Source organism: Saprospiraceae bacterium (assembly GCA_016719615.1).
Taxonomy (GTDB): domain Bacteria; phylum Bacteroidota; class Bacteroidia; order Chitinophagales; family Saprospiraceae; genus Vicinibacter.
On sequence record JADJYQ010000001.1, the window covers coordinates 864601 to 881491 of the forward strand.

Annotated in this window: 18 protein-coding genes and 1 pseudogene; 12 read left to right on the top strand and 7 right to left on the bottom strand. The window is 39.2% G+C overall.

The window, feature by feature from the left end; translation table 11 throughout:
* Window positions 1–2: 2 nt before the first annotated feature.
* From IPM92_03525 to IPM92_03535, 3 genes are all read right to left on the bottom strand, one after another.
* The gene (locus IPM92_03525; protein MBK9107459.1) at window positions 3–197 is read right to left on the bottom strand and encodes a nicotinamide mononucleotide transporter; all 195 of its coding nucleotides are present in this window, start codon (window positions 195–197) and stop codon (window positions 3–5) included.
* A gap of 124 nt (window positions 198–321) precedes the next feature.
* The gene (locus IPM92_03530; GenBank protein ID MBK9107460.1) at window positions 322–660 is read right to left on the bottom strand and encodes a hypothetical protein; all 339 of its coding nucleotides are present in this window, start codon (window positions 658–660) and stop codon (window positions 322–324) included.
* Between the two features lie 148 nt (window positions 661–808).
* On the bottom strand, window positions 809–1231 hold the full coding sequence (locus IPM92_03535) for a hypothetical protein (protein ID MBK9107461.1): 423 nt from the start codon (window positions 1229–1231) through the stop codon (window positions 809–811).
* Window positions 1232–1491: 260 nt separating this feature from the next.
* On the opposite strand from IPM92_03535, the gene IPM92_03540 reads away from it, so the two are divergent.
* The 12 genes and pseudogenes from IPM92_03540 (at window position 1492) to IPM92_03595 (ending at window position 13222) form a co-directional block, all read left to right on the top strand.
* Entirely contained in the window at window positions 1492–1743 is a 252-nt protein-coding gene (locus IPM92_03540) for a hypothetical protein (protein MBK9107462.1), read from the top strand.
* Window positions 1744–1952: 209 nt separating this feature from the next.
* On the top strand, window positions 1953–2621 hold the full coding sequence (locus IPM92_03545) for a ribulose-phosphate 3-epimerase (GenBank protein MBK9107463.1): 669 nt from the start codon (window positions 1953–1955) through the stop codon (window positions 2619–2621).
* Window positions 2622–2644: 23 nt separating this feature from the next.
* The gene (locus tag IPM92_03550) at window positions 2645–2887 is read left to right on the top strand and encodes a carboxypeptidase-like regulatory domain-containing protein (protein MBK9107464.1); all 243 of its coding nucleotides are present in this window, start codon (window positions 2645–2647) and stop codon (window positions 2885–2887) included.
* A complete protein-coding gene (locus IPM92_03555; protein ID MBK9107465.1) occupies window positions 2884–4416 on the top strand; it encodes a TonB-dependent receptor plug domain-containing protein in 1533 nt (510 codons plus the stop codon). Before IPM92_03550 ends, IPM92_03555 begins: the two co-directional genes overlap by 4 nt.
* Complete coding sequence (locus IPM92_03560; GenBank protein MBK9107466.1) at window positions 4403–4717, top strand: hypothetical protein; 315 nt, start codon at window positions 4403–4405, stop codon at window positions 4715–4717. Before IPM92_03555 ends, IPM92_03560 begins: the two co-directional genes overlap by 14 nt.
* On the top strand, window positions 4711–5124 hold the full coding sequence (locus IPM92_03565) for a hypothetical protein (protein MBK9107467.1): 414 nt from the start codon (window positions 4711–4713) through the stop codon (window positions 5122–5124). Before IPM92_03560 ends, IPM92_03565 begins: the two co-directional genes overlap by 7 nt.
* 456 nt (window positions 5125–5580) lie before the next feature.
* Window positions 5581–5974, top strand: a pseudogene (rpsP, locus tag IPM92_03570) (30S ribosomal protein S16).
* A 217-nt stretch (window positions 5975–6191) separates the two neighbouring features.
* The gene (locus tag IPM92_03575; GenBank protein MBK9107468.1) at window positions 6192–7091 is read left to right on the top strand and encodes a hypothetical protein; all 900 of its coding nucleotides are present in this window, start codon (window positions 6192–6194) and stop codon (window positions 7089–7091) included.
* A 68-nt stretch (window positions 7092–7159) separates the two neighbouring features.
* A complete protein-coding gene (locus IPM92_03580; protein ID MBK9107469.1) occupies window positions 7160–7579 on the top strand; it encodes a hypothetical protein in 420 nt (139 codons plus the stop codon).
* Window positions 7580–7724: 145 nt separating this feature from the next.
* Window positions 7725–8690 carry a hypothetical protein gene (locus tag IPM92_03585; protein MBK9107470.1) on the top strand — a complete coding sequence of 322 codons (966 nt, stop codon included), beginning with the start codon at window positions 7725–7727 and terminating at the stop codon, window positions 8688–8690.
* 1 nt (window position 8691) lies between these two features.
* Window positions 8692–11070 (top strand): 3-deoxy-8-phosphooctulonate synthase, encoded by a 2379-nt coding sequence (gene kdsA, locus IPM92_03590; protein ID MBK9107471.1) that lies wholly within the window; start codon window positions 8692–8694, stop codon window positions 11068–11070.
* A gap of 85 nt (window positions 11071–11155) precedes the next feature.
* Window positions 11156–13222: a tungsten formylmethanofuran dehydrogenase gene (locus IPM92_03595; protein MBK9107472.1), complete on the top strand. Its 2067-nt coding sequence runs from the start codon at window positions 11156–11158 to the stop codon at window positions 13220–13222.
* A 188-nt stretch (window positions 13223–13410) separates the two neighbouring features.
* On the opposite strand, the gene IPM92_03600 is transcribed toward IPM92_03595, so the two are convergent.
* The 4 genes from IPM92_03600 to IPM92_03615 all read right to left on the bottom strand — a co-directional run bounded on the left by IPM92_03600 (window position 13411) and on the right by IPM92_03615 (window position 16709).
* The gene (locus IPM92_03600) at window positions 13411–14226 is read right to left on the bottom strand and encodes a T9SS type A sorting domain-containing protein (GenBank protein MBK9107473.1); all 816 of its coding nucleotides are present in this window, start codon (window positions 14224–14226) and stop codon (window positions 13411–13413) included.
* 34 nt (window positions 14227–14260) lie between these two features.
* Window positions 14261–15157, bottom strand: a complete 897-nt coding sequence (locus IPM92_03605) for a hypothetical protein (GenBank protein MBK9107474.1) — start codon at window positions 15155–15157, stop codon at window positions 14261–14263.
* A 52-nt stretch (window positions 15158–15209) separates the two neighbouring features.
* Window positions 15210–15863, bottom strand: coding sequence for a hypothetical protein (locus IPM92_03610; GenBank protein ID MBK9107475.1), 654 nt, complete (start codon window positions 15861–15863; stop codon window positions 15210–15212).
* Window positions 15864–16082: 219 nt separating this feature from the next.
* On the bottom strand, window positions 16083–16709 hold the full coding sequence (locus IPM92_03615) for a hypothetical protein (protein ID MBK9107476.1): 627 nt from the start codon (window positions 16707–16709) through the stop codon (window positions 16083–16085).
* Between the last annotated feature and the right edge of the window lie 182 nt (window positions 16710–16891).

Below are 16891 nucleotides of genomic sequence, written 5' to 3' on the forward strand. Positions count from 1 at the left end.
CTTTAAAGGGACTGCATTTCTATGTTCCATATTCCATATAAGCCATCCATATATATACTGATGCAAATAAAATAGATCTGGAGAAACATATCAGAATACAATCTGACATGGTAGTAAATAAAAAAAGCTGTGATGATATTTATAAGTCCTATAGGCCAGGTCAGGATGTTTTCTTTGGCCGCATAATAAACAGCCACTATACCCGCAGCAACAGAAATTAATTCAATAAAACTAATGGAATATCCAATAAGGGTAAATGCAGTATCGAACCAGGAAATGGCAGTTAGTATTATTAAATTTAAAGATGCTATAGTAGCCGAATTATTTTAGTTTTTTCGTACCTGTACCAACGAGATAACCTTTATTAAATACCTCAATTTGGTAAATGCCTGCTGAGAATCCTCCTGGATTTTTGAATTGTCCGCAAATTTTCTTTTCATCATTGGCGTAAGCGGTGGTGACCACTGCCGAATATTTAATCATCTCGCCATTGAGATCATTGCGAATGACGCCGGAACCCTCTGATTCGATGGATTGCGTTTCACCTGTTGGAGATATGATGCGTATATAAAATTTTTCGCTACCGGATTCTGCATTTTTATTGACGCTGGTTTTAAAACAAACTTCCATAAAATCAACTTCACCTGCTTTGGGAAACACCTTTAGGTTTTTGCCTTCTCTTTCCTGAAAAGCTTCCGCGTCAATTTTACTAACCGGAATGGCAGTTGCCCTATTGTATCTGCGGCTGAGTTGATCTTTTTCTTTAGATAAATTTTCTTTTCTGCAGTTACGTTTGCTTTAGCTTCGTTTAATTTTGATTTTCAGACAGCTTTGTTTGAACTTCCTGAGTAAGACTCTCCTTGTCTTTTTGGAGGCTTGTGTTTTGAACATTGAGTTGTTCATTTTCTGCTTTCAGTTTATTGATCTCCGCTATGTATTCTTTGCTGTTTGACTTCATGACTTCAATTTCCTTTCTTGCTATGGAGAGATTTTTGCTATCTCTGAGCAAACCTGAAATTTTATCTTTTTGAATGCGAAGTTCTTCCTTTTGAGTGTCAATGACTCGATTGAGTTCTTCGTTATTGGTTTTCATATCGTTCAAGTCCGAAATAGCCTGCTGATAATCTTTATCTAATTTTGCTTTGGTATCTTCCAATTGAACCAATTCGTTTTCTTTGGAGAGATTGTCTTTTTGGAGATTGGAATTATTTACAAATTGATAAACGTTCAATCCGAACAATCCAGAATGACTATAATGACCAGCGCTTTCACATTTTGATTTGATGTTGACATATTTATATGTATTTGATTTGGTAAAGTTAGTGAAATAACAAGCATTTTACTTATTTTAGTATGTTGTTTTAAAAAATCAGGGTAAACGCTGAGTGTATAACATTATGGAACTTAATAATATATTGTTTATAGATTTAGAAACAGTTACCGCTGAATCTAGTCAGAAAACCATGGGAATTAAAGCACCTGCTCGACACCATGGAAATGTGGAAGTTTGGAGACATCAAACATTTTATTTCACTCGATTTATTATCAGCTTGTCTCGGTTTAGAAAGTCCGAAATCAGATATAGATGGTAGCCAGGTAGGGCGGGTCTATTATGAAGAAGAAGATATAGATCGCATTGCGCGCTATTGTGCTCAGGATATCTGGGTCACCGCAAATGTTTATTTGAGTTTTCATCAGCAGGCGCCCATACCTTTTGATCAGGTTGTTATTTCGGAAGGGTAAGTATGGTTAAAAGGCTTAGGTAAAAGGTAAAAAGCAAGACCACACGAGAAATTTATTGTTTTTACAATCAAATTCAAATAAGTATGTAATAGCGTTAATATTAATTTCAATTCAATGCATTCTTTAACCTTTGGCCTTTTCCTTTAGCCTCTTAAATTTATTTTCTCTAATATTGTATTTTGAAATCGAACAATCCTTAAACTATAAACATGGCCCTCATTGCCCCTTCCTTATTGAGTTGCGATTTTCTGAAAATTGGAGACGAGTTAGCCTGGCTTGAAGAATCAGAAGCCGATTGGCATCACATTGATGTGATGGATGGTCGCTTCGTTCCGAATATTTCTTTTGGACTACCCGTGCTTTCGGCGATGCATAGAAAGGCACAAAAGCCTTTGGATGTGCATCTCATGATCGTGGAACCTGAAAAATACATCTCCGATTTTCGGAACGCCGGAGCAGATCATATTACGGTCCATTTAGAGGCCTGTCCACATTTGCACAGGGTTCTTCAGCAAATCAAAGAAACAGGAGCCAAAGCTGGCGTCGCTTTGAATCCACATACACCGGTTCATTTATTGTACGACGTCCTTGAAAATGTGGATATCGTATGTATGATGTCGGTGAATCCCGGATTTGGAGGTCAAAAATTTATTTACCGAACATTGGATAAAATAAAAACTTTAAAAGCTGAAATCATCAACAGAAATCTCGATGTTTTGATTGAAGTAGATGGTGGTGTTGGTTTGCAAAATGCAGAAACCATACTCCGCGCCGGTGCTGATGTACTGGTCGCCGGAAATGCTGTTTTTGCCGATGCCAAGCCAAAAGAAGTGATCCATAAATTGAAATCCATAACAGTGAATGCTTTTGAATTTTGATTGATACTTCACTTTATATACGAATCTTGTCTGCGATCAAGCTAGCCATCAGAATTACTTTGGTACTTTTTTTTATTGCAATCTCACAGTTGCATTCGCAAATTATTTCTTTTACCCTAAACGGTAAAGTAGTCGATGCTCAAGATGGAAGTCCGATTGAACTGGCCAGTGTTTATATTTCCGAAACAGCCATTTTTACAGAAACGGATGCCTTGGGAAATTTTCAATTGTTTCTTCCTCAAAAGAAAATTATCTCATTAAAGTGAACCGACTTGGCTTCAAACCCATCGAGAAAAAGATCAAATGGAAGGAAGTCCAATCAGGAAAATTAATTGAAATTTTATTGACTCGGATCGTAAACACAGAGGTTGAGATCACTGCAGAAAATGAGGATATGGAAAGTGGGGTTAGGGAAAATGTTGAATCTTTTTCGATGTTGCCAACGGTGAGTGGAAATCTGGAAAGCGTCTTACCATCCATCGCTCTCGGATTGCGCAGTAGCGCCGGCGGCGAACTGTCCTCTCAATACAGCGTTCGCGGCGGGAGTTATGATGAGAATCTGGTTTTTGTCAATGATTTTGAAATCTTCAGGCCACAGCTCATTCGCAATGGACAACAGGAAGGTTTGTCTTTTCCAAATCCCGATCTGGTAAAAGAACTCAAATTTTATTCCGGAGGATTCGAATCGAAATATGGAGATAAACTTTCGTCTGTGATGGACATCCGATATAAAAATCCGGATACTTTGAAAGCCAGTGCTGCTGCAAGTTTGTTAGGAATGAGCTTTCATTTAGAAGGCAGCTCCAATATATTTGGAAAAAATACTGCTCCAAGAAAATTGAGTTATTTGGTTGGTGCGAGATATAAAACAACCAGGTATATATTGAGCAGTCTTGATGTGAAAGGCGAATACACTCCAGATTTTCTGGATTTGCAGGGCTTTGTAAATTATGATTTAAGCAGACAATGGAAGTTGTCCTGGATTGGAAACATCAATCGCAGTCACTTTAAATTGATTCCTGAATCTTCAACGGTAGCAAAAGGCAGTTTTTTTCAGATTCTAAACCTGAATACGGAGTTTGAAGGATCTGAAGATGATTATTTTGAACAAAATATGACGGGCCTAAGCTTGAATTTTATATCAGATCAATCTCGATATCCATTTTTTATGAAGTGGAATGCTGCACTGTATTATGGTTATGAAGCTGAGCGATTTGATATCCTGGGCTACTATCGTTTGGTCGAAGTCGAAGCAGGTCAGAATGATGAAGAAGGAAAGGAAGTCAAATTATGGGGCGTAGGAACACAACATTTGTATGCACGTAATCGGCTTGAAAGTATAGTGCAACATTACGAATGGCGAGGTGCTATAGATTTTTCTTCAACCAGCTCCGGAATCGGACATTTTATGCAATGGGGTGCATGGTACCGGCGTGAACATTTGGATGACAAGATCAATGAATGGGAGCGCCTGGATTCTGCAGGATATGCCCTGCCTCTGTCTGATTCCGGATTGAGGATTTTTAATGTTTACAAATCTTCCAATGAAATCGTCAATGACAAATTTGCATGTTGGGTCCAGGATGAAATAAAATGGAAAATAAACGATCAAAATGTATTAAAAATTAACGGCGGGATTCGCCTTCATCATTCCGGATTAAATCAGGAATTCTTAATGAATCCTAGACTTAAAAATGGAATGGATTCCCATCGACAACAAACGCAATATACATGTTTGGATTTCAACCGGACTTTATCACCAGGCTCCATTTTACAGAGAGATGCGGGCTATTGATGGAAGTTTAAATACCAAATTAAAAGCTCAAAAATCTGTGCACTATGTACTGGGAATGCAACAGGAATTCTGGATGCGAAAACTGAGTCCATCCAAATTCAAATGGATTTCTGAAGTTTATTATAAAGATTTGTGGGATGTGGTATCCTATGATCTTGAGAATGTTCGCATCCGTTATTCAGGAGCTAATGATGCCAAGGCCTATGCTATCGGATGGGATAACCGGATTCACGGTGAATTTGTACCGGGCGCAGAATCCTGGGTCAATCTGTCCTTTTACGCACTCACGAACGTTTGTTAGGCATCCAACACAAAGAGCGCAGCCTTGAGCAGCCTGAAGGAAAAGATATCAATGATGTACCCAGACCCACTGATCAATTCATGGCATTGAGCATTTTTTTTCAGGACTATTTGCCGCAGAATAAAAATTTTAAAATGCATATCCAGATCAATGTGGCCAGTGGATTGCCTTATGGTCTTAAAGGAGCCAACACTGTTTACCGCAACGATCAAAGTCTCAAAGCTTACCATCGCGTGGATATCGGTTTTTCGATGCAATTGTGGGACCGATCGAAACGAATGCAAAAACCGAATTCCTTTTTTAGATTTTGCAAACAGGCCTGGATCAGTGCCGAAGTTTTTAATTTGCTCAAAGTTAAAAATGAAGCCTCCATCAAATTCCCAATTATCTCAGCAGCCAAAGGTTGAATTTGAGATTGAGGCTTGATTTTTAAAAAATTTTGGAGCTATCGCTATTATTTTGACGCTAAGGATCGGAGGGTTGCAAGTTGTGGAAGTCTGGTAGGGAGGAAGTCTGTTAGTCTGTAAGTCTGATAGTCTGCTTGTCTGTTAGTCTGTTAGTCTGTTAGTCTGCTTGTCTGCTAGTCCAACAGTCTGTTAGACAAATAGTCAAATAGTCAAATAGTCTGTTAGTCTGCAAGTCTGCTAGTCTGGTAGACAAATAGACAAATAGTCAAATAGACAAATGGACAAATAGACAGTTAGTCTGATAGTCAAATAGTTTGCTACAAATCCAGTTTGTAGATTTTTTTAGAAAGATTCTAAGCTATATTCTAGAATTTACCTTAACTTTGCGGCCCTTAATGTCGGCACAGTCTGTTTTCAGAGTAAGTCGATAGAGGTCTAAACATTAAAACTGAATAAATGGCCGTTAAAATCAGATTACAACGCAAAGGGCGCAAAAAGCACCATTTTACCACATCGTCATTGCCGATGCCAGGTCTCCTAGAGATGGAAAATTCATCGAAAAACTAGGTATTTATAACCCAATTACGAAGCCAGCTACTGTAGACATCGATCGCGATAAAGCTTTCGAATGGTTAATGAAGGAGCTCAACCCACAGATACTGTAAATGCGATCCTTCGATACAAAGGCGTATTACATCGCAAACATCTGCAAAGGGGAGTAACAAAAGGCGCTCTCACTCAGGAACAAGCAGATCACCAATATCAGGAATGGGTAAATTCAAAAGAAGGCAATATTGCCCAAAAAGTGGAAGCTCGCAAACAGGAAATGGCCGACTTCCATAAAAAGTAAGTGGAGAGGCAAAAGCAGCCGCACCTACACCTGACGTAGCTAGTACTGAGGAGGAATAAAACCGAAACCCTTAACCGATTTGCCGTTTTTTGTTTTGAATTTTATAAAATTATAGAAATATAATTTTATAAATGTACTAAATTATAAAATATTATAAACCTGGATAGGATGTATTTCTATTCAGGTTTTGTCATTCTTAGCAAACAAAATAAAACCTATGCAAGCGCTACTTCAAGATTACAAAGAACGTCTCCAGGCCGTTGCAGAATTAATACAGAGCTCAGATGAACTGGCGGCTTACCTCGAAGAGGAAACAGTAGAACTTTATAAAGTCCTACAGGAAGTTTATGAACCCATGGTAGCTGAAATTTATCAGGAGGTGGCCGAACAACATCCTTTGCAATTGCCGGAATTGGAAAAAGTCCTGCTAAATCCATTTTTTGAAGGCCTGTTCCAGCCTAGAATCCTGGGCTATAGCGTCTTGCGGGGAGAGATCAGCCATCAGTTTAAATATGTCCGCCCGCAGGAAACATTCAAACAATTTTTACTGGCCATTGCAAACTCCACCAATTTTGATGTGATCCGTCAACGAATTGGTCAAACTGTACAATTGGGTTTTGCCTTGAGCAGTGATATCTGGATTGCGAATTTATTGGATCAAATTGAAAATAAAAAGGTGAAGGCCTATTTTCAATCGATGATTCATGATCGTTTTCGGGATGCGGAAGAACGCAAAAATTTATTAAGCCGTTATAAAAAACAGTTTACACATTTCAACTTCCTGCATGCTGATTTTCCGGAAACAGTCAATGAACTTCATTTGGAGTCGACAGCACTCAAACATTTCCTGCAAAGCAGAATTGAATTTAAATCTAGTCATGACAGTTATATCGAAGAGATTCATAAACTCATAGGTCAAAAAAGTTTTTACAAAGAACCAGAGTTCATTGATTTGATTGCTTTGATTGCCAATTTTATCGAATTGAATCCTACTGAAACCCAACATCTTGCAAATGCACTCAATGCATGCAGGTATGAGAACCCGCAGTTTAATAATTTGTATTTTAAGTTTCTCAAAAATTCCTATCGCAGTGGAATTTTATTTGGGCCAATGTAGATCGCAAAGTTTTTAATTTACTCAATCGCAATGAAGGCGATGACCTGATTCGCTTTTACAATTTGTTAATGGCCATTCATGACAAAGGTTTTGTGCATGAAGACACATTGGATGTAGTCAATGCATTTTACAGTCAGTACGAAGGGATGTCGATCAACAATGAATGTTTGCGTCTGGCAGTATTGCAACTGTTTTCCAAAGTCATCACAAATCTGACAGAACCGGAATATCATAATTTTTTTGAATTACTTCGCACACTGTACAATTACATGAATGTGTTTGGAAACAGCGCATTTGATCAGGAGACTAAAGGACTTTGCATGGATTATGTGCGCAAGTTGTTAGCTTTCTATAAGGACAAAAGAAGCAAGGAATACCAGGAGATCAAAAAACATGTCAGTTCTCAATTTGTAGAATTTGAATTCCTCACTGAGAAGGAAATTATCGACCTGTTTAAGATCAAACGCAAGAAAAAGGAAGCAGAATAAGCTAACTCCCTATTACTGCTTAGCGCGGTACATATATAATAAATTACCCATGCTGCCTTAAAACTTCTTTGATTATTTTTGGTGTTCGCATACAGTAAACAATTTGACAAAAAGGGCGAATATATTGTACTTGCTTTGGTGGCACTTGAACCAGTACCTCTGGTTTAAGATTCCGGGTATTGCCTGCTTTAAAGCAGAATCCCGATCTGCTCATGTGAACCATTTGGAAGGTCAAATTTATCCCGGGCATTTATTGATTGAATTAGTACCTGATGAAGATACAGACCCAAATGAAATGCTGGATCACATGGAATCTGATTTCGGCTATGCAAAGGAGGATGTACGCGAACAATTGCTTGCGCTTCAATTTACAGCCAATACTCAATTAGAGCAACAGGGTCATTTTGAATTCATCCCTTTCGGAGCATTAAGCCTGGAGAAAAATGTTTTAGTCTTCAAACAGAGTACTTCAAATATTCACAGGGAATTTTATGGAACAAAACCTCTGCCGGTACAAGCAGTTCAAAAAGCTTATCAGCCGGATCCTGTCATCGCAACTCCCCCCGTTTATTTTGAAGCTCGAAAAAAGAAAAAATCACTAAATCCATTGTTTGTCATTTTGGGTTTGTTATGGATCATTTTTTTAGCATTGCTTTTTTGGCCGGATAAAAAGCCTACAAAGGCAATATCAATGATACCGGTCATGGACTCGACTAATATGCTCACGCAGGAAGACAGCGCAGTTCTCAAATCAATTTTAATGGCTCCCAATGATTCGCTCAATTCCCAGATAGAAAATTCTTCACAGCTGGTTGTTGATCCGGATTCGCAAGAAACCAACATCACTCCTGAAGTTATAGACTCTTTGAGCCAACTTGTCAAACATAAAGCCTGCATCATCATTGTCGGTTCCTTTATAAACAAATCAAATGCGGATCGTATGGCTCAGAAAATTGAAAAATTAAACTACCAGTTGTATAGGGGTATTTATGGAAAATTTAATCGCGTAGGAATTCAATTTGATTGTAAAGAAAAAGACCTCCAACAATTATTGAATGAAATGAAGAAACACTTCAATGCAGGTGCATGGGTTTTGAAAATGGATAAATAATATGAAACAGGATATTCTCAATCAAATACAACTAAATTTAAACAAACAATTTTTTTTGATAGCTGGTCCCTGTGTTGTCGAATCAGAGCAAATTTGTCATGATATCGCCGGGCAGGTCAATGAATTGTGCAAGCGTTTTGATATGCCCTACATTTTCAAAGCTTCTTATCGAAAAGCAAATCGTTCGAAATTAGATTCGTTTACTGGAATTGGCGATCAAACCGGATTGGAAATTATACAAAAAATTGGGAATACATTTCAAATCCCTGTCACTACGGATATCCACACCGATGAAGAAGCTGGTTTTGCAGCTGAATATGTAGATGTTTTGCAGATCCCTGCATTTTTATGCCGGCAAACTTCTTTGTTGCTGGCTGCTGCCAAAACAGGAAAGGTAGTAAATGTCAAGAAGGGACAGTTTATGAGTCCTGAGGGTATGCAGTTTGCAGTTGATAAAATTAAGCAAAGTGGCAATCCAAACGTAAGGCTCACAGATAGAGGAACTACATTTGGTTATCAGGATCTCATCGTCGATTATAGAGGTATCCCAATGATGCAATCATTTGGAGTACCGGTCGTCATGGACTGTACCCATTCTCTACAACAGCCCAACCAATCATCCGGAGTGACCGGTGGAAAACCGCAGCTCATCGAAACCATCGCTCGTGCTGCCGTTGCAGTGGGCGTTGATGGTTTGTTTATTGAGACCCATCCCCAACCACATTTGGCCAAATCAGATGGAGCCAATATGCTGAAATTAGACCTTGTTGGAGCCGCTTCTGGAAAAATTGCTACGCATCAGATCTGCCATCTGTTAAACATGTTATATGTTGACTACAGAATTCCGGCCTCAGAATGGAACAATGATCAGGTTCATCGCATCGCGATCTCGGCTGCGCTAAATCTTTTACCCGATACCGTTTTTTATTATCGGGTGACGCGTAGAAACATAGATGCCAGAGGGCAGCTTATTTATTTTGTTTTAAAGGCAGAGGTTTCACTAACGAACGTTTGTTTGTATGAAAGTCCAGTGTTTGATTTTAAGGAGGTAAGTGATAAACCTTTAGTTCATATCATAGGTTCGGGTCCATGTGGATATTTTGCAGCACTGGAACTGATTTTGGCAGGAATCAAACCAGTCATCATTGAGCGGGGTAAAGATGTTCGCGAAAGAAGACGCGATTTGAAATTTATCCAGCAAGACGGGATTGTAAATCCGGATTCCAATTATTGTTTTGGCGAAGGTGGTGCTGGTACCTATTCAGATGGAAAACTTTATACGCGTTCTGATAACCGGGGTAATATCCGTAAAGTACTTGATTTGCTGATTTATCATGGCGCAGACCCTGACATCGCGGTTGATGTACATCCACATATCGGTAGCAATAAATTACCGGGTATTGTGCAAAATATGCGAAACACCATTGAAAAATGCGGCGGCGAAATTTTATTCAATACCAGACTGGAAGATTTTGAAGTAGAGCAAGCAAAGATTGTACAACTCAAAACCAATCGCGGTGATTTTAAAACCGAAAGGGTCATTTTGGCTACTGGACATTCGGCCCGGGATATTTATCATTTATTTCAAAATAAAGGAATTTTAATTCAATTGAAACCCTTTGCAATAGGGGTCCGTATTGAGCACCCTCAAACTGCGATTGATGCCATTCAATACAAACAGGCAAAAAGGCCTGATTACCTACCAGCTGCGAGTTATGCTTTGAGTTGCCAGATTGCAGAAAAAGGAGTGTTTTCATTTTGCATGTGTCCGGGAGGGCTTATCATTCCCGCTGCAACTGCTCCCGGTGAGATCGTCGTAAACGGGATGTCTTTATCGCGCCGCGATTCACCCTTTGCCAATAGTGGGATGGTGACTACTGTAGATGAGAAGGACTTCAAGCACTTTGAAAAGCATGGGGCCTTACAAGGTTTGATGTTTCAGGCTGAAATTGAAAAAAGGATGTTTGACTTGGGTGATGGAGGTCAGAAAGCACCTGCGCAAAGACTGGGGGATTTTTTAAAAAAACAACTAAGTGCCGAATTGCCGGAGACTTCCTATATTCCTGGTATTTATCCTTCTGCATTGCATCAGCATTTGCCCTCAGCATTAGCAGAACGATTGAGAAAAGGATTAGAGATTTTTTGCCAGCGCTTGCCTAAATACAAACATAAAGACGCTGTGCTCGTTTCAACAGAATCGAGAACCAGCGCTCCCATTACCATTCCGCGGAATCCGGATCATTTGATGCATCCACAGCTTGCTGGCTTATATCCGGCAGGTGAAGGGGCAGGATATGCTGGCGGCATTTTATCCGCAGCTATGGATGGACAGAAAGTTGCAAAGGCTATTGCTGCTGCGTTGCAATCAAAGTTGGATTAGCTTCTTCATCAATTCATGGAATTAATTGGAGCATAAATTTAGGTGACGGGGAACAGTATTCATACCTTTGCAAGCATACTCTTTTATGACGAAGAAAAAACACCAAGCGCTCCCATCGGAATTATTAGAAAAGGCGTTCCGCCTGATTGCTACTGCAAAATCATTGACAGATGTTTATGAGGAGAACTTCAAGTTTGTAAGCAAATACGTACACGCTACTTCCAGAGGACATGAAGTGATTCAGATCGCATTAGGTTTGCAATTATTAAACATCGATTTTTTATCGGCCTATTATCGGGATGATAGCATGTTATTGGCCATTGGAATGGAGCCTTATGAACTCATGTTGCAACTTATGGCTAAACGAGATGATCCGTTTTCTGCAGGTAGATCCTATTACAGCCATCCGAGTTTGAGGCGCGATGATAAGCCTAAAATTCCACACCAATCCTCAGCAACTGGAATGCAAGCCATCCCTACTACCGGAATTGCCATGGGATTACAATATTTGGAGTTATCAGGAATGCAGGGTGACACAGAGCTTCGGCCCATTGCAGTTTGTTCATTAGGAGATGCATCGGTTACCGAAGGTGAAGTTGCCGAAGCTTTTCACATGGCTTCGCTTAAACAATTGCCTATTTTGTACCTGGTCCAGGATAATGAATGGGACATTAGTGCACATGCTTCTGAAATCAGAAAAGGAGATGTCACAGATTTTATCAAAGGATTTCCAGGCATCGAATGTTATTCCGTTGACGGGACTGATTTTTTAGAATGTTATCGCGTTATAAATAAAGTAATTTCAAAAATCCGAAAAAAGCGAAAACCTTTTTTAATTCATGCTAAAGTTCCATTATTAAATCATCACACCAGTGGAGTTCGCAAAGAGTGGTATCGCGAAGATTTGAACGATCATATGAAACGAGATCCATATCCGAAATTTTTTGAACTGATGTTAAATAACGGATTTTCAGAGGATGATTTAAGTCGCTTCGAATTGGAGTCACGCGAACAAGTGTTAGTTGATTTTGAAAAGGCCAAAAGTGCAGATGATCCGATGCCATCAGATCTCTATTTACACGATTTTGCTGAAAATAATTTTTTAGAAGAGGTCGGAGTAAGGCATCCTGAAGGCGGAGAAGAAAAGGTGATGGTCGATTGTGCTTTGTTTGCCATAGAAGAGTTGATGCGCAAACATCCTGAATGTTTATTGTACGGACAGGATGTGGGCAAGAGATTGGGTGGGGTATTCAGAGAAGCCGCAACCCTGGCGCAAAAATTTGGAGATCATCGCGTTTTTAATACACCCATTCAGGAAGCCTTCATCGTAGGCTCCACGGTGGGCATGTCTGCTGTCGGATTAAAACCCATTGTTGAAGTACAGTTTGCAGATTATATCTGGCCCGGCCTGAATCAATTGTATACAGAAGTTGCACGTTCCTGTTATCTCACAAACGGGAAATGGCCGGTAAGTATGGTGCTGCGCGTACCAATTGGCGCCTATGGCAGTGGCGGTCCATATCATTCTTCAAGTGTGGAATCTGTAGTTTGTAATATTAAAGGAATCAAAGTAGTTTATCCATCTAATGGCGCAGACTTGAAAGGTTTGATGAAAGCAGCTTATTACGATCCGAATCCGGTGGTCGTTTTCGAACATAAAGGATTGTATTGGTCCAAAGTTCCGGGAACCGATATGGCCAAATGTGTAATGCCCGATGAAGATTACATCGTGCCACTTGGGAAATCGCGAATCGTTCAGACATGTGAAGCTACATCAGAACATTCAAGCATATGCATCATTACTTATGGTATGGGTGTGCATTGGGCTCTCAATGCATCAGTCGATTTGAGAGACAGGGTAGAGATCATCGATTTAAGAACTTTGGTTCCGCTGGATGAATCTGCCATCTATGCAGCTGTTCAAAAGCATCATCGGGTATTAGTACTAACGGAAGAGACTTTAGAAAATAGTTTTGCGCAAACACTGGCTGGCAGAATTGCCATGCATTGCTTTGAGTATTTAGACGCGCCGCCTCAATGTATGGGGGCTAAAAATCTTCCGGCAATTCCACTCAACAGTACTCTGGAAAAAGAAATGTTGCCCGATGTACCTACTATCTTAATGAGGATCCGACAAATATTGGAATACTAAGACTTTGATATTATAGTTCTGTTAGAATTTTTAAAGAGTATCAGACTTGATGAAATAGCTGTTCCTTTTTTTTAATAACCCGCAACCACGATGCGTCGGAACAAAATGAACTTTAAAAAAGGGTCCGATTGCCTTCAACAAATCCGGACCCTATTAAATTTTGTTTGATTCAAAAATCATTCACGCTATCAATGTATATAAATCTTTTTGGTGATTTTGTATTGTGCTACCTTAAAGTGAACCAGATAAATGCCAGAGGGCAATTTACCGATCAATAGTACATTTCTTTCCAGCTGATGCTGTTGTAAAATAAGATTGCCATTGATGTCATTTAAGCTAACGGAATGTACACTGCCTGTATGAGTGCCCAGGAATACGATTTCATTTCCGTTGCTGAAAATATTAAAATCGAAAGCGTTTTTGTCAAGTTCTTCATTGGCTACAGGCATTTTGAATGCATAGGACTTTCTTACTTTAATAACATTATCTCCAATGCGATCTCCGTTTCCGTTTGCTAACAATGCAGTGAAATAAAAAATGATACTGTCATTAGCAACAGAGGCTGGTGCCGTGTAATTAAATTTCCACCGGGCTTCTCCATTCACATCAAAAAACCGGGCTTGTAAATGCCTGGCATAAAACCGCCGGGTTACATTGTCCCGGGCAACATTTACGCGTTCATTGGGAATTTCGGCCAGAGTGCCAACAGATGCAAACCCGTCGTCGAGTGCAGTCAATTGGAAACCTGTGCGGATGGCAGAATCAGATTGGTTCAAAATAGTGACTTCGTAAGTTTTATTGGCTTCCAAAGTGTCCGGAAGTCCAACCAATACAGCAGTGCCTGTATAATTTCCTCCACCGTGGCAATTGTTTTGCTGGCAAGTGGTTTCTCCCGGAGCACCTGTGTTTGCAGTAGGTGGATTAGATGGTTCAGGTACAGAAGAATTAAAAAGTGAAAAGAAAAATAGGGCAATAAAAAAATAAAGGCTGAAATTTTTTTTCATTGAATCTGATTTGAAATTTTTACTATTGATAACCTTACTCGTCAATTTTATTTTTTACAATTTGAAATATTCTGGAAAGATTAAAACCGAATTGCACCTCGCCTGAAAATAAATTTCCATTTTCTTCAGCCATTAGTGCACGTTCATTCATTCCGGTTGAATTTGAAAAATGCAATTGAAATACATGTCCACCGGTTTCAATATCAACGCCAACCGAAAGTGGATGAGAACGAAAATCTCTTGGAAATTTATTAAATGGATAATAATAATCTACCACCAATGCGAGTCGTTTGGTCAGTTTATATCGAGCCCCTAGTCCTAATGCATACATATTATTTGGTATCAAAACATTATCTACAATATTGCTATGAATCAAGATCGGATTTATTTGGGCCGTAAGTTTTTCGCTGAATTTTCTTCCGATGATCAACTGATGAAAATAGGAGAGTCTTCTAACCTCAGTTACTTCTATTTCAGGATCTGGTAAAGCATTTTCTTTTTGTCCGTTCCGAATAAGACCTGATGTCCATACTACAGAAACGGGCATATTTTTTGCACCTTCTGATTGCCAAAGAATTCTATATTTTACGAATGCATCCAATTCTTTTTTAAAAGTACTTCTTGCAATTCCGACAGATAAATTTTTGCTGATTCCATAGTCGAAACTCATTCGCATGGTTGCATTATCCAAACCAAAAAATTCATCAAATCCCTGATCAACTCGACCGAAGCGGTGTAATATTCTAAAATCCAAAGCACCTGCGGGAAGCATTTCCATGCTATGAGAACTAATGACTCTCGGAGATTTAAAAGCATTTGTAATTTTAGTGGTCTGTTCAGGTTCTGTTCCAAGTACATCAAGCAGATCTTGAGCATTCAACTGGTAAAAACACAAGGAGCATAATAAAAAAGCTATTTTTTTAAGAATCATAACGAATGTTAGTTTAAGCTTGCACATTTTTAAAAACCAATGACGACAAGATTTAATTATTTTTGGCGCCTTCTGCAATCCATTTTTCAATTTGCCTTATTTTGCAATCGGGTATTTTGCTTCCGTTTTTGGGCATAGCGACATAACCTCTATCCCGACGAATTGATCCTAATAAACTGGTATTATCTACAGTCTCCTTAACACCTGCATAGCTATTGTAATTAATGCTTCCCTGTGGTTGGCTACCCGCATGGCAACCATTGCAATAGAGTTCGAGAATAGGTAAAATGGTCGTTGAATACCGCACGTCTAAGGTATCGCATAAAATCTCACTACAGGGTACATCCTTTTTGGCTCCTTGTTCGATCCACAGTGCCAGGGTCGTAATTTCCTCTTTTCCTAATCTTGGGAAAGGATCGGGTGGCATGGTGTTAAATGCTGAAGTAATGACTTTATACAATTCGCTTCCGGCATAATTCCCGGGCTCTACAATGCGCAACAATTCTTCATAGGATGTAAAATCGTAGCCTTCCGTCCGATCTGCGCTATTATGACAACCGCTCCGGGTACAGGATGACAAGATCAGGGGCGCTACTTCCTGTTCATAACAAACTTCTCTGCCAATCCCAATATATTCATCTGTACAGGCGTAAAAAGCTAAAAGAATGAAGGTCAATACAATAAATCGCGTAATAAAGTTCACCATAGAATTAAATAAAACCTTTAGCAAAAATAGAATTTAGTTTGGAAATACCATGAACATTAACGTTCTGCCAAAATAATGATGTGTTGACAACCATCATGGGAATAAAGAATTATTTTGGAGCATCGGACCAGTTTAAAATGTCTTCTTTCTTTTTGAGAAAAAAAAAGAGGATCCGAAACAATTTCGGGATCCTCTTTTTATTTAGGGCTCTGAATCGCGTTATTTCAATTCCTTCACAAAGTTTCCATTGGCATCAAAAAGTAAAACTTTGAGCAATCCGTTAACTTCGATGGCAATCATGTATTCACCTGATTTTGTGCTGCCGGCGCGTTTCAATACATTGCCCTGATAATTTGCATCCAGATACTCCGTGATCAATGAAGGTAAAGTGTTTGGGTCAACAGGTTTTAAATGTTTGCGTTTGCCTTTAGGTCCTTTTTTCTTAGGATCCAGTTCTTTAATAAAAGTACCATCGGGACCAAATTCCAAAATCTTAAATTCTTTTTCACCCAATTGAATAAGCACGATGATGTTTCCATTTCTCAATTCGCATGCCCGTTTTGCCAGGACGTTTGCATAATTGGAAGCAATGTAGTCAGTAATGGAAGCAGGGAGATCTTCAATGGCAATTGGCTTGCACAAAGAATCGCGTCTGTGTTTTTTCTTTCCCATAGTGGAAGGATCTGCACCCAGGTCGGCATTTAAACCTTCATCTGTCCCTGATTCATCATTGTTCCCGGTCAATTCCAGGGTGCCGGTTTCAAGTCCCGTTTCGACTAAACTTTCTTGTTGACATGAAGCCATCAGGATGGCGACAAACGCCATCAAACTCAAAATACTTTTCATAAATGTTAAATTAAAAAAATGATTAATAATTGTTTAGGTAGTCGTGTTCCATTCGGGATCAAATTTTTTTGAATTATAGATTGGATGGTATGAAGACATTTTGGTTTAATGTGTTTTTACATTTCTCAAAAAATATATATTTATGCAATAGGCAACCATTTTCTGCCTAAATTCGTAGGTTC